The organism is Pseudonocardia alni (genome assembly GCF_002813375.1).
In the GTDB taxonomy this organism is placed as follows: Bacteria; Actinomycetota; Actinomycetes; order Mycobacteriales; family Pseudonocardiaceae; genus Pseudonocardia; species Pseudonocardia alni.
In genome coordinates this window covers 4,697,221-4,709,671 of the sequence record NZ_PHUJ01000003.1, presented here as the reverse complement: position 1 = coordinate 4,709,671, position 12,451 = coordinate 4,697,221, and the positions used below count along the sequence as shown (strand labels likewise).

Sequence of the window (12,451 nt, the reverse complement as noted above, 5' to 3'; positions counted from 1 at the left end):
AGGCTACGACGGTCCGGAGCCGTCGTCTCCCCGAAGTCCCGGCGGTCGTCGGGGGTGCCGGAGGCGGAGGGCGAGGTCGGCGGCGGCCGGCCGGTCCCCCGGGTGCCGGCGGGTCGAGTCGGACAACGCCCGGTGCAGCCGGGCCGGCAGCTCGTCCGGGACACGCGGAGGCCGGTGCAGCCGGGCGACGGCGGACTCCACCGTGGTCCCCGGGTACTCCCGCTCCCCGGTGAGCGCCTCGAGCAGGACCAGGCCGAGGGCGTGCACGTCCGCGGCGGGCCCGACGGTCTCACCGGCGACCTGCTCGGGCGCGAGGTAGGCCGCGGTGCCCAGGACGGCGTCGGTCCGGGTCAGCACGGAGTGGCCCAGCACGCGGGCGATGCCGAAGTCGGTGAGCCGCGCCCGGCCGGTGTCGGAACAGAGCAGGATGTTGGCGGGCTTCACGTCGCGGTGCACCACCCCACGGCTGTGCAGGTGCGCGAGCCCCGACGCGATGCCGGCGCCGATCGCGACGGCCCGCTCGACCGGCAGCGGGCCACGGGCCAGCCGGGCCGCGAGCGTCTCCCCCTCGACGAGCTCGGCCACCAGGAAGGGCCGGCCGCGGTCGACGCCCCCGCCCAGCAGCCGCACCAGGCCCGGGTGGTCCAGGTGGGCCATGGTCCGCAGCTCACGGCACTGCCGGCCCACGCCATCGGCGTCGTAGCGGTCGAGGAACAGCTTGACCGCGACCACCCGGTCCTCGTGCGGGTCCCACGCCCGGTACACCGTCGCCGTCGACCCGATACCGACGTGGGTCGCCAGGATGTAGCGGCCGGCGATCACGTCGGTCTCCGGGACCGGAGAGCGCATCACTGCCATGACAGACGGTGCCGACACCACCTGTGCACCTGTCCAGACCGGAGCCCGTCGGTCACTCTCACGAGCACCCGTAAACAACCCGATGAGGCCATTCCCGGGACTCGGAAGGCCTTGCGGGACAGTGGCAGGACGACGATCCCCCCGCGCTCCGCCGGTGCGGCCCGCCGTCCGCGACCGGACGACCGGGCACGGCCGGCGGTGCCGGTGCACCTGCGCCGCGCGACCGCCGTCGCGCCACCGGCCGACCACGCCGTGCGGGTCGTCGCACACCCCGGCCGCGGCCGGGCGGGTCGCCGCCGGGCCTGCGAGGCTCGGACCGACCCCGTCCACCGTCCGAGGGAGCCTCCAGCGCCATGGCAGTCGAGACGCCGGCCGGGGTCTCCGCGGCGTCGGCCCTGCTGGACGCGGGCACGGCGCCCGGGTCGGCGCTGCTGTTGCGCGCGCTGCTGGAGGCCGCGCGGCTGCGCTACGTCGGACGCCCGACGACGCTGCGTTCCCGCGGGTCGGAGGTACGGCTGGTGCCGACGGCCGTCGCGTCGTCGGGGCTCGGTGCCCGGGCGCTGACGACCGGGCGGTTCGCCACGGTCACCCTGGCCGCGCGCGACGTCGTCCGGCCCGGCCTCGCGCTGCGCGGACTCACCGTGACCGCCGCGGACGTGCGGCTGCGCCCCGGCCTCGCGCCGGAACTGGTGGCCGGTCCGGTGGGGATCGAGGCCGAGCTCGACCCGGACTGGGTCGCCGGGCGCCTGCGGGAGCACCTGCCGCAGGTCGAGGTGGGTGTCGACGCCGACGGCGTCGCCCGCGCCCGGCTACGTCGCCGTCCCGGACTCGGGGCCGCCGACCTCGCCGTGTCGGTGGACGGACACACCCTGTCCTGGAAGGTCACCGGTCTGACCGTCGCCGGGCGGTGGATGGGGCCACCCCGGTCGGCGGACACCCGTCGCTCGGTGCGGGCGATGGTCGACCGCAGCCCGCTGGCGGCGATCCGCTCGGGCCGGGTCGAGCTGCCCGGGCTGCCCGGTGCGCTGCAGCTGCACGGGATCGACCTGACCCCCGGGCGGATCCTGGTGCGCGGCGGGCTCGACGGGTGGCGCCGCACCGTCCCGCTCGCGCGGATCGACGACGTGCTGCGCGGCGCGCTGTCATTGCTGGACCTGAGCCGCTGACCAGGGGCGGTCAGCTCCGGCGGAGCCGCCGGGTGATGGCGCCCAGGCGCGAGGCCGGGCGGCGCGACGGGAGCCGGCCGGCGACGGCATCGTCGAGCAGGGACCCGACGGTCTCGGCCGCGCAGGTGCGGTTGGTGCCGATTCCCCCGGACGGGCCCCGCTTGATCCAGCCGACGACGTAGTGGCCGGGACGGCCCTCGACGCGGCCCGCGTCGTGCGGGACGACGCCGCGGTCGTCGTCGAAGGGCAGGCCGGCGACCGGGCGGCCGCGGTGCCCGACGGCGCGCACGACCAGGTCGGCCGGGATGTCGGTCCCGTCGGCGGTGTGCACCCCGCGGGCCCGGGTGGTGCCGTCGACCCGTTCGGGCGCCGAGTGGAACCGGAACACCACCCGCGGGCGCTCCGCGGGCACCGACCAGTCGATCTTCTCCCGGCGGGCGCCGCGCAGCAGCGCGTGCGACGGGGACGCGGCGGGGCCGTCGAGGGACTCGGCGATGCGGGGGTCGTGCTCGTCGACCACGACCTCGACCGTGCTGCGGCCCAGCAGCTCGCGCAGCTCCGGCGCGGTCGCGGCGACCGCCTCCGGGCCACGGCGGGCGAGCAGCACGACCTCGGTGATCGCACCGGTGCGCAGGGCGGCCAGCGCGGCGGGATCGATCGGGGTGCCCTCCAGGTCCGCGGCGGGCGCGGTGAGGACCCGGGCGACGTCGATCGCGACGTTGCCGGTGCCGACCACGACGACCCGACCCACCGCGGTGTCGACGGCGTCACGCGGCACGTCGGGGTGGCCGTTGTACCAGCCCACGACGGTGTCGGCGGCGATGCTGCCGACTCGCCCCTCCCCCGGCAGGCCCAGGTCGCGCGGCACGGGCGCCCCGACGGCCCAGATGACGGCGTCGTGGCGCTGCGCGAGCTCGTCGGCGGTGACGTCGCGGCCGACCTCGGTGCCCAGGCGCATCCGCACCCGCGGGTGGGTGTGGAAGCGGGCGAAGGACTCCCCGATCCCCTTCGTCGACGGGTGGTCGGGCGCGACCCCGAACCGCACCAGCCCGCCCGCGACGTCGAGCCGGTCGTAGAGCGTGACCGTCGACGACGTGTGCAGGAGCAGGTCCTGGGCGGCGTACATCCCGGCGGGCCCGGTCCCGACGACGGCGACGTCGAGCGGGGCCATGTCCGCGGGCAGCGACCGTGTGAACGTCAGCGGGTACCACTCGTGGAACAGCGGGGAGTCGCCCTCCAGCTTCCCGGCGACCGGCTTGCCCTCGTAGTAGTCCGCGTTGACCTCGGCGTACCCGGCGAGCGACGCGCTCAGCCTCTCCACCGGGAAGATCGCGTCGACCGGGCAGGCGTCGGCACACGCCCCGCAGTCGATGCACGACCGCGGGTCGATGTAGAGCATGTCGGTCGTGGCGAAGTCCGCCTCGTCGGGCGTCGGGTGGATGCAGTTGACCGGGCAGGCCGCGACGCAGGACGCGTCGGTGCAGCAGGTCTGGGTGATCGCGAAGGGCACGGCCGGCTCCGGGTCAGATCAGGTTCGCGCGACGGTAGAAGTACAGCGCGGGCCTGGTCAGCAGGCCGCAGGATCCCAGGAACTCCATGAGCCCGGCGCAGGAGGAGCGCAGCAGCGCCTTGTGGTGCTCGTTGGCGGCCGCCTCGCGCAGGGCGCGCCGGGTGTCGAGACCGACGTTGGCGTAGACCTCCTCGTTCCACATGCTGGTCACGATGAAGTACGCGGCCATCGCGACGGCCAGCGCCTGCCAGTGACGACGGACGGGGCCGGCGCCGCGCAGGTTCTCCTTGGTCTCCTCGCGGGCGAACTTCATGTGCCGCGACTCCTCCACCACGTGGATGTTGGAGATGGTCCGCACGAACGGGGCGACCCGCTCGTCGCGCATCCAGTCGCGCTGCATGACGTCGAGGACCTCCTCGGCGACCAGGATGGAGGCGTAGGCGGCCTCGCCCCGCCAGGTGGCGGCGCAGAAGCGGCCGAGCGCGACCGTGGAGCGCTTCGGGACGTACGCGGGGGCACCGAGCTTCGCCGAGCCGCGGGCGAACATGATCGAGTGCCGGCACTCGTCGGCGATCTCGGTCAGGGCCCACTGGAACGACGGGTCGGTCGGGTCCTTGGCGTAGAAGTCCCGCAGGACCAGCTGCTGCAGGATCATCTCGAACCAGATGCCGGTGGAGGCGACCGAGGCGGCCTCGTGGCGGGTCAGCTCCTTGCGCTTCGCCTCGGACAGCTCCGCCCAGTAGTCGGTGCCGTAGAGGCTGCTCCACTCCGGGCTCATGCCGTGGTCGTCGGGGTTCAGCGGGGTCTCCCAGTCGACCTGGGTGGACGGGTCGAACGACAGCTCCGCGGACGAACGCAGGAGACGCTCGGCGGTGTCGTGCCGGTCGGCGGCGTGCCGGACGTCCCCGGTCTCGAGCCCGTGCTCCGGAACGGTGGCGGTCATGTCGACTCCTCGCAGACAACGACGTCAATGCTGTAACCGGCGGTAACGTTACCACCGGTTACACGTGACGCAAGTCCCGGATGCGGCACGACACGATCACCGGCCGGCGAGACCGGTGCGGGTGACGCACCGTCCACTCGGAAGGGTTATCGTTGCGATGCGCAACTAACCTGGGAGGTCGTGACGTGACACCGGAACGGGACGGACCTGCGGTCGTCGGCACCGTGCGGGGGCGGTCCGGCACCCCCGTGCCGGGCGCGACCGTCACCGTCACCGACCTCGACGGGCGCCAGCACGGGCGGGCCGTCAGCGGCGGCGACGGCACCTACGCCGTGGCCCTGACCACCGGCGGGACCTATCTGGTGGTGACCCGCACCGACGGCGCCGGGCCCGACGCCGGGCTGGTCGCCGTCGTCGGCTCCCCCGCGCGGCACGACGTGACCGTCGCCGGCGGCGGCACGGTGCGGGGCACGCTGACCGACGCCGCGGGCCGCCCGGTCGGGGGCGCCGCAGTCACGCTGATCGACACCGCGGGCGAGGTCGTCGCGCACACGCCGACCGACCCGGCGGGCCGGTTCCTGGCCGAGACCCCCGGCACCGGCCCGCACACCCTCACCGCGACCGCACCCGGGCACGGGCCGCTGGCCCGCACGGTCGACGCCGACCCGGCCGGGCCGCCGGTGGAGCTGCGGTTCCCGGCCCTGGCCGGGATCGCCGGCGTCGCGCGCAGCGGCGACGGCCGCCCGGTCCCCGGGGCGCGGATCGTGATCGGCGACAGCGACGGGCGCACCGTCGCCGAGACCACCACCGGCCGGGACGGCAGCTACGAGCTGCACGGGCTCCCGCCCGGACGGCACGAGCTGACGGCGAGCGGCTGGGCGCCGGTCGTCGTCGCGGTGCAGGTGGCGCGCGGCGCGACCACACCGGTCGAGGTGCGCTTCGGCGCCCCGGACCCGACCGACGACCGGATCGGCGACCCGACGAGGACGGAGCAGGGACGTGGCTGAGCTCTACGGACGGCTGAGCACCCCCGACGGCTGGCCGGTGACCGGCGCGACGGTCACCGTCATGGACGCCACCGGCGTGCAGCGGGGCCGGGCGGCCAGCCGGGCCGACGGCGGGTTCGCGGTGGCGGAGCTGGCGGCGGGGCCGCACACGGTCGTCGTCGCCGCGGCGGGGTACGAGCCGTCCGCGCGGGCGGTCTCACTGGCCGGGGACGGCACCGACCTGGGCCGCGTCGAGCTCGCCCGGGCGGGCGGCGCGGTGCTGCCCACCCCGGGCCTGTGGCGGATCGACCCGCAGCACTCCAGCATCCGGGCCACCGCGCTGCACCTGGGGATGAGCCGCATCCATGGCAGGCTGCGCCGGTTCTCCGGCGACCTGCGGGTGGCCGACCCGTTCGAGGCCAGCTCGGTGAGCGTGTCGATCGACGCGGGCTCGGTGGACTCCGACGACCCCGACCGCGACACCCACCTGCGGACCGCGGACTTCCTCGACGTCGGGACCCACCCGGCCATCGGCTACGAGGGCGACGGCCTGACCCGCGTCGACGCCACCCGCTGGACGGTGCACGGGATGCTGGCGCTCAAGGGCGTCAAGGCCCCCGTCGACCTGCACATGACCTACGGCGGCACCGGCCCCGACCTGTGGGGTGGCACCCGGGCGGCGTTCACCGCCACCACCGAGATCTCCCGCGACGAGTTCGCGATCGACTGGAACCAGTCGGTGCTGGCCGGGGTCCTGGCCGTCGGCCGGACGCTGCGGATCGACCTCGACGTGCAGGCCGTCCTGCAGGAGGACTGACCCACCCCCGGCGCACGGCCGCCCCGCCCGGACACGTGGTCCGGGCGGGGCGGCCGGCTCGGCCCGGGCGGCCCTGTGCACAGCAGCCCGGGGCGGGTCTCAGCTCAGGCCGTCCAGCACGCCGAACGCGGGCGCGGTCAGGTCGACCGGCTTCAGCGGGTCCTCGGGCGCCGCCGCCGGGACGTCCTTCAGCAGGTACACCGGGGTGTTGCCGTCCGCGCGGTCGCCTGCGGACTCGTTGAGGTCGGCCGAGTCGGAGGGGTGGGCCTCGCCGTCGTGATGCCAGACGGAGCCGTCGTAGTGCGCATCGCCGTGGCCGTGGCGGCTGCCGTGGTGGCCCTCGTCGGCGTGCGCGAGGCCGCCGGCCAGGGTGGCCAGCGCCCCGGCCCCGGCGACGGCGGCCAGCGCGCGGACGGTCGTACGTGCGGTCATCGTGTGAACCTCTCTCGTGGGGGGAGCGTCCGGCCGGTTCAGCAGAGCGAGTCGGCAGGCTTGGGGTTGGTCAGGCCGAACAGCGGCCGCAGCCGCAGCCCGGCCCAGGTGCCGCCGAGTGCGACGACGGCCCAGATCCAGCCGTGCAGGCTGAACGAGGCGATGCCGGAGAAGTAGGCACCGATGTTGCAGCCGCCCGCGAGACGCGCGCCGTAGCCCATGGCGATGCCGCCGAGGACCGCGCCGAGGGCGAGCTTCCACGGGATCCGCTTGTGCAGCACGAACGCGCCGCCCACCGCGGAGGCCACCAACGCGCCGATCATGATGCCGACGTCGAGGTTGGAGATGCGGTCGGCCAGCACCGGGGCGGCCAGCGACCGCGCGTTCGCCGGGACCTGCCAGTACGCCAGCCCTGCCATGTCGAACCCGACGGCCTGCAGGAGCTTCGAGCCCCACAGCGCGAACGCCGAGGTCACGCCCCACGGGGCGGCGGAGACGAACAGGACCGCCGCGTTGAGCACGGCGAGCACGACCGCGCCGACCCACATCGGCCACGATCCGCGCAGGACCCGCGCGACGCCGCGCGCCGACGGCGGGCGCTCCACCGGCGGCGGGGTGCGGCGCCGGGCGACCACCCAGGTGACCGCGGTGATCGCGGCCGTCACGAGCAGGGTGACGGCGACGGCGCCGGGGTAGCCGAGCAGCTGGGCCAGGTTGACGCTCGGGCCCTGCGGCACGGTCTGCGTCCAGAAGGTGTGGGTGAACACCGCGAACATCGAGCCGACGACGAACCCGAGCAGGGTCAGCACGATCGCGGACTGCCCGCTGCCGACGGCGAACAGCGTGCCCGAGGCGCACGATCCGCCGACCTGCATGCCGACGCCGAACAGGAACGCGCCGACGACGAGCCCGATGCCGATCGGGTTGGTGAACCCCTTCGGCTCGCCGGCGAGGGCGAACCCGGACGAGAGGATCACCGCGAACAGCACCGACGCCGTCGCCAGCATGACCATGTGCGCGCGGATCGCGGCGCCCTGCCCGACGGCGACGAGCTGGCGCCAGCCGGAGGTGAAGCCGAACCTGGAGTGGAACAGGGTGAAGCCCAGGGCCAGGCCGAGCGCGGCGGTGCCGACCATCGTCGCCGGGGCCACCGTGCCCACCCCGACCAGGAACAGCACGGCCAGGACCAGGCCGACGGCGACGACCCGCCACTGCGGCGGGGCGGCGGCGCGGTCCTGCGGCCCGAACGCGGTGCGCCCGCTGCCGGGCAGCTCGCGCAACGCGCGGGCCAGTGTGCCCGGCGACCGGCCGGGCGGGTCCTTCGTGATCGACACGGGAGCCTCCTCGTGGGTGGTGCTGGTCAGGGGGTGGGTCCGGCGGGGGCGCCGGTCCCGGGGCCGGTGTCCGCCCGCCCGGGCCCGGTCGGCGCGGAGCCGATCCGGACGATCGCGCCGCCCGGGAACCAGGCGGCCTCGTTGGGGGCACCGTGGTGCCCGCCGTCGTCGGCGTCGGCGGTCATCGGCACGCTCACCGGGGCGGCACCGTACAGAGCCGGTGCCGGGTCGGTGTAGGCCTCTCCGGTCGTCGCCGCCCAGGAACGCAGCCCCGACAGCGACGGGGCGGACCCCGGTGCGATGGCGGCGAGCGTCCGGACGTAGCGCTGCGGGACCTGTTCCTGCGGGCCGAAGTCCAGCGGGAGCAGGGTGCCCGGGCTCTGCCCGAGCACTCCCCCGGTCAGCAGCCACGGCGCGAGGTAGGTCCCGCCGAGCGCGGTCGGCGTGGTCTGCGCCGCGCGGGCGGTGTCGCGGACCGCCGTCGCGGCGTGCTGCCAGCCGGACACGACGACCAGGGCGTCGTCCGGGCCGGGGGCCGGGCGCACCGGCAGCCCGGCGGCACCGGCTTCGGCACGGACGACGTCGGCGGCCGCACGGGAGCGGGGCGACACGTCACCGGCGATCGCCAGGCCCGGCGCCCCCTGGGAGGCGAGCGCGCTGACGGTGCCGCGCAGCGCCAGGGCGTCGGCCGGGTCGAGCCCCTCCGACGGGCACGGTCCGGGCGCGGGGTCGCCCCCGGCCAGGATCCGTCCGACGGCGGCGGACAGGCACTCCGGCCCGTCGGCGCCGGTCGCGCCGCCGGGTGCGGTCCGGTCGGTGCCGACGTCGACCGGCACCGCGCGGGCCAGTCCCCCGGCGGTGAGGGTGATCGAGGTGGTGCCCTCGGGCAGGTCGACCAGTGCCCAGCCGCCCGGGGCGCCGGAGCGGGCCGTGAACGGCACGTCCCGGTCCCCGGTGCGGACGGCGTAGCCGGCGGGGGCGCCGGCGTCCCCGTGCCCGGGCATCGTGGCGTCGGGCCCGGTCACGGTGACCCCGGCGCCGGTGAGCTGGACGAGGTTGGGGCCGGGGCGCATCGGGGAGACCGCCAGGGTGAGCGGTCCGGCGCCGAGGTCGACCGAGCGCAGCAGGGCCTGTCCCGGGACGGCCGCGGGCGCCGGCGCAGGGAGGGCGGCGAGCAGCGTCGCCGCACCGACGGCGACGACCGCGGCCAGCACGGCGGGGGTGCGGACGCGGTCGCGTACCTCGTCGGCGCGGACGCGGTGGCCCGCACGGCGGGTCAGCACGCTCTCGGCGAGCAGCAGGGCCGCGACCGCGGCCGGGGCCACGACCGTCACCAGCGCGGCGCGGCCGAAGCCGGTGCCGTGCGCGTCGGTGAGCGAGAACGGTCCGGCGACGGCGAGCCGCACCGCGGCGAGCACGGCCCCCACCGTGCCCGCCGCGATACCGAGCACGCGCACCCGGGCGGGCCGCGTGTCGTCGTCGGTGCGGGTGGTGACCAGGTGCACCGCCGCACCGGCGGCCAGGGACCCGGCGACGGCGTACCCGGCGTCGAGTGCGAACCACGGCGCGGCGCCGGGGGTACCGGCGAGCTGGAGGACCAGCAGCGCCGTCACGGCGAGCGCGGGGAGCACGGCGAGTACCGGGCGGGAACCGGCGAGCAGCGCCGGTACCGCGGCCGTGACCACGAGGAGGAACAGGGTCCAGCCGGTGAGCCCGGCGCCGGACCGGGTCACCGCGGCAACCGCGGCGGAGACGGCGACGAGCGCCGCGACTCCCGCGACGACCCGCTCGGCGCGTCCGGGCCCGCCGGCCAGGACCCGGACCAGACCGGTTCCGGCCACCACGGCGAGCGCGGTGAGCAGGACCAGCCGCAGGGCCGTGTCCGCGAACGGCACGCCGCCGGAGGGTCCTCGGGCGAGGACCGCCGGGGCGGCCCCCGCCACTGCACGGAGCAGGGCGGGGGCGTCCCCGGCCGGGCCGGCGGGCAGGAGCCCGCCGGCCGGCACGAGCGTCGCGATCGACGAGGGGGACATCATCAGTCCTTGATGTCCTCGTCGGCCGCGACGAACAGCATCGAGTGCGGCTTGGCGTTGCCGAAGTCGCCGTGCGGCCAGTGCCGGCGGTTGAAGCTCACGCACGTGTCGCCGGTGTCCTCGTCCGTGAACGACTCGTCCAGGCTCAGCGAGCCGTCCGGGGCGATGTCGGTCATGCACAGGCGGTGGTCGCCGTCGAGCCCGGTGCGGGCCACGAAGTAGTTCGCGGTCGCGAGGCGCGTGGGCCGGTCGGTGTGGCGGTAGTAGCCGTCGTCACCGCGCTCCAGGTTGTCCAGCGCGCCCCAGTGCGGGCCCGCGCCGGTCCGGTCCGGGTTGATGCCGACCGTGCCCTTGATCGTCGGGCAGTCGCTCTCGGCGCCACCGGCGGTGGTCTCCTCGATCGTGTCGATCGAGCACTGCGGCGCGTCGCCGGAGGCCAGGAGCTTCTCGATGTCGAGTGCGATGACCCCGCCCGCGGTGCCCTTGTCGTCCGGGCCCAGCGTGCCGGCCTTGCGACCGATCGTGGCGTGGTAGAGCGTCGTGTCGTCGGCGCTGGTCTGGATCCAGCCGCCGTTGGCGCTCGGGCCGCCGTTCTCGCCACCGACGCCCAGCTCGGGCGCGGAGGTCCCCAGGTCGAAGACCTCCTTCCACTGCGGGTTCTCGGCGGTGATGTCCGGCGTGTAGAAGATCGCGCCACCCTGCATGGTCTGGGCGAACGCGCCCTTGTTCTCCGGCCGGTTGGTGACCGTGGTCTCCATGACGGCGCGGTTCTCGTTGCGCAGCGGGTCGACCCCGTTGCTGCGCGGACCGGTCGGCAAGTACTGCACCGACGTGACCTTCGGCTTGTTCAGGTCGGAGATGTCCCAGGTCCGCACGGTGGGCCGGCGCAGGTACGGCGACGGGTTCTTCACCGGGTCGAGGATGATCGAACGCGGCTCCGCGTAGTCACTGGTGACCATGGTGTTCAGGTCCTCGCGGACCTGGATGCCGTGCGGGTTCGCGCAGGTGGGGTTGCCCAGGGCCGGCATGTTGAGGCACTGGGTCGGGTCCTCGGGCGTCTCGGTCGCGGCCGGGGCCTCGACGAGGTTCCTGCCCTCCTGGTCGAACCGGATCACCGAGCCGGGAGAGCCCGCGAAGCCGTTGCCGGTGCGGACCTCGCCGTTGGTATACCGGCACGGGCCCGGGGCGACGGGGCCGCCCATGTAGGTGCCGTAGGCGGTGCCGTCCTTGAGGACCCAGTACGCGTCCGGCACCGAGCCGCAGAGCGTCTGCGACGGCAGCGAGATGCCGGAGAGCCTGATCTCCGGCAGCGCCGCGACGTCGAAGACGTAGGTGGCCGCGGAGAACAGGCCGCCCGCGTAGATCTTGTCGCCCTTGCGCCACGAGTACTGCATGTGGTGCGGCTCGTTCTCCACGAGCGGGCCGACGGTCGCGGTGTTGACGACCTTGCCGTAGTCCGGGGTGCCCTTGGTGACGTCGACGACGGCCAGGAAGTCCGGACCGGGGAGTGCGTCGCGGACCTTGTCGACCGGGTCGAGCAGCGACCCCGGCAGGTTGCGCACGTCGGCGACCGCGGTGTCGGCGATGTTCTCGTCACCGGCCCAGACCAGCGCGTACTCCTTCCTGGGTCCGTCGGCGGACTGCCGGCGGGCCTCCGGCAGGAGGTTGTTCTCGACCCAGTAGTTCTTGCCGTCGGCGCCGGTGACCTCGGACTTGACCTTGTCGATAGTTCCCTGGGCCGACGCGGGGATCGCGACGACCCCGGCGACGACGGCGGCGCTCGCGAGGGCGATGAGCCCCCGCCGCGCCCAGCGGGACCGCGGGCGCAGGCTCATTCGCCCGCTCCGCCGGACAGGAAGGGCGGGGCGATCTGCTTCGGGGCCTTCGAGACGACGTCGACCAGGCCGGCGGCGGGGACGCCCGCGGGGGCGAAGTCGCGCAGCTGCTGGATCGGCTGGTCGGAGTCGAACGCCTCGTAGGACGACTCGATCGGGGGCGCCGTCGGCGCCGGGTCCGGCTGGTCGTCGTTCGCGGGCCCGGAGGAGTCGGAGCTGAGGATCGGTCCGAGGTCCGGGACCAGGTCCGGGGTGGCCGCCTGGGCCGCCCCGGACAGGCCGATCAGAGCGGTGCCGGCGAGAGCGGCGCCGCCGGCGATCAGCCGGGCCCGGGACGCGGACCGTGCGCGGTGCTGAGGCACGACGTGTCTCCTTCTTTCGTGACAGGGAGCGAAGTGGAGTCCGATGTGGACATCCGCCGAGCGGCGAGCCGCGGCGTCGTCCGTCGTGGACGGCGCCGCGGGGCGCGGGCAGGTGCGGGCGTGCGCCACGAGGGGCCGTCGGACCCCGCCCTCCCGGGCCGCCGGGAGGGCGGGG

The 12,451-nt window shown here is 75.5% G+C and carries 11 protein-coding genes; 3 read left to right on the top strand and 8 right to left on the bottom strand.

Annotation, left to right across the window (positions count from 1 at the left end):
- Positions 1–3: 3 nt before the first annotated feature.
- Entirely contained in the window at positions 4–849 is an 846-nt protein-coding gene (locus tag ATL51_RS23240) for a serine/threonine-protein kinase (RefSeq protein ID WP_157818495.1), read from the bottom strand.
- A 362-nt stretch (positions 850–1,211) separates the two neighbouring features.
- Here ATL51_RS23240 and ATL51_RS23235 point away from each other — a divergent pair, with 362 nt between their 5' ends.
- Positions 1,212–2,024 (top strand): LmeA family phospholipid-binding protein, encoded by an 813-nt coding sequence (locus ATL51_RS23235; RefSeq protein ID WP_100879941.1) that lies wholly within the window; start codon positions 1,212–1,214, stop codon positions 2,022–2,024.
- A gap of 10 nt (positions 2,025–2,034) precedes the next feature.
- Here ATL51_RS23235 and ATL51_RS23230 read toward each other — a convergent pair whose 3' ends face one another.
- Both ATL51_RS23230 and ATL51_RS23225 read right to left on the bottom strand, forming a co-directional pair.
- The gene (locus ATL51_RS23230; protein ID WP_100879940.1) at positions 2,035–3,534 is read right to left on the bottom strand and encodes an FAD-dependent oxidoreductase; all 1,500 of its coding nucleotides are present in this window, start codon (positions 3,532–3,534) and stop codon (positions 2,035–2,037) included.
- Positions 3,535–3,547: 13 nt separating this feature from the next.
- On the bottom strand, positions 3,548–4,477 hold the full coding sequence (locus ATL51_RS23225) for an AurF N-oxygenase family protein (RefSeq protein WP_100879939.1): 930 nt from the start codon (positions 4,475–4,477) through the stop codon (positions 3,548–3,550).
- Positions 4,478–4,662: 185 nt separating this feature from the next.
- Between ATL51_RS23225 and ATL51_RS23220 the strand changes: the two genes are divergently transcribed.
- Both ATL51_RS23220 and ATL51_RS23215 read left to right on the top strand, forming a co-directional pair.
- The gene (locus ATL51_RS23220) at positions 4,663–5,484 is read left to right on the top strand and encodes an MSCRAMM family protein (protein ID WP_167410038.1); all 822 of its coding nucleotides are present in this window, start codon (positions 4,663–4,665) and stop codon (positions 5,482–5,484) included.
- Positions 5,477–6,280 (top strand): YceI family protein, encoded by an 804-nt coding sequence (locus ATL51_RS23215; RefSeq protein ID WP_062400883.1) that lies wholly within the window; start codon positions 5,477–5,479, stop codon positions 6,278–6,280. The genes ATL51_RS23220 and ATL51_RS23215 overlap by 8 nt, the downstream gene beginning before the upstream one ends.
- 99 nt (positions 6,281–6,379) lie before the next feature.
- Here the strand turns inward: ATL51_RS23215 and ATL51_RS23210 are convergent, their stop codons facing one another.
- The 5 genes from ATL51_RS23210 to ATL51_RS23190 are packed head-to-tail and all read right to left on the bottom strand — an operon-like array spanning position 6,380 to position 12,276.
- Entirely contained in the window at positions 6,380–6,712 is a 333-nt protein-coding gene (locus ATL51_RS23210) for a hypothetical protein (protein WP_100879937.1), read from the bottom strand.
- Positions 6,713–6,750: 38 nt separating this feature from the next.
- Positions 6,751–8,046, bottom strand: coding sequence for a YeeE/YedE family protein (locus ATL51_RS23205; protein WP_301549151.1), 1,296 nt, complete (start codon positions 8,044–8,046; stop codon positions 6,751–6,753).
- A 26-nt stretch (positions 8,047–8,072) separates the two neighbouring features.
- A complete protein-coding gene (locus ATL51_RS23200; RefSeq protein ID WP_157818494.1) occupies positions 8,073–10,079 on the bottom strand; it encodes a hypothetical protein in 2,007 nt (668 codons plus the stop codon).
- Between the two features lie 2 nt (positions 10,080–10,081).
- On the bottom strand, positions 10,082–11,914 hold the full coding sequence (locus ATL51_RS23195) for a hypothetical protein (RefSeq protein ID WP_100879935.1): 1,833 nt from the start codon (positions 11,912–11,914) through the stop codon (positions 10,082–10,084).
- A complete protein-coding gene (locus ATL51_RS23190) occupies positions 11,911–12,276 on the bottom strand; it encodes a hypothetical protein (protein WP_100879934.1) in 366 nt (121 codons plus the stop codon). Before ATL51_RS23190 ends, ATL51_RS23195 begins: the two co-directional genes overlap by 4 nt.
- Positions 12,277–12,451: the final 175 nt, after the last annotated feature.

Excerpts from the sequence above, each read along its gene's own strand:
- ATL51_RS23240 (WP_157818495.1), bottom strand. The coding sequence starts at position 849 with ATGCGCTCTCCGGTCCCGGAGACCGACGTGATCGCCGGCCGCTACATC.
- ATL51_RS23235 (WP_100879941.1), top strand. The coding sequence starts at position 1,212 with ATGGCAGTCGAGACGCCGGCCGGGGTCTCCGCGGCGTCGGCCCTGCTG.
- ATL51_RS23225 (WP_100879939.1), bottom strand. The coding sequence starts at position 4,477 with ATGACCGCCACCGTTCCGGAGCACGGGCTCGAGACCGGGGACGTCCGG.
- ATL51_RS23210 (WP_100879937.1), bottom strand. The coding sequence starts at position 6,712 with ATGACCGCACGTACGACCGTCCGCGCGCTGGCCGCCGTCGCCGGGGCC.
- ATL51_RS23200 (WP_157818494.1), bottom strand. The coding sequence starts at position 10,079 with ATGTCCCCCTCGTCGATCGCGACGCTCGTGCCGGCCGGCGGGCTCCTG.
- ATL51_RS23195 (WP_100879935.1), bottom strand. The coding sequence starts at position 11,914 with ATGAGCCTGCGCCCGCGGTCCCGCTGGGCGCGGCGGGGGCTCATCGCC.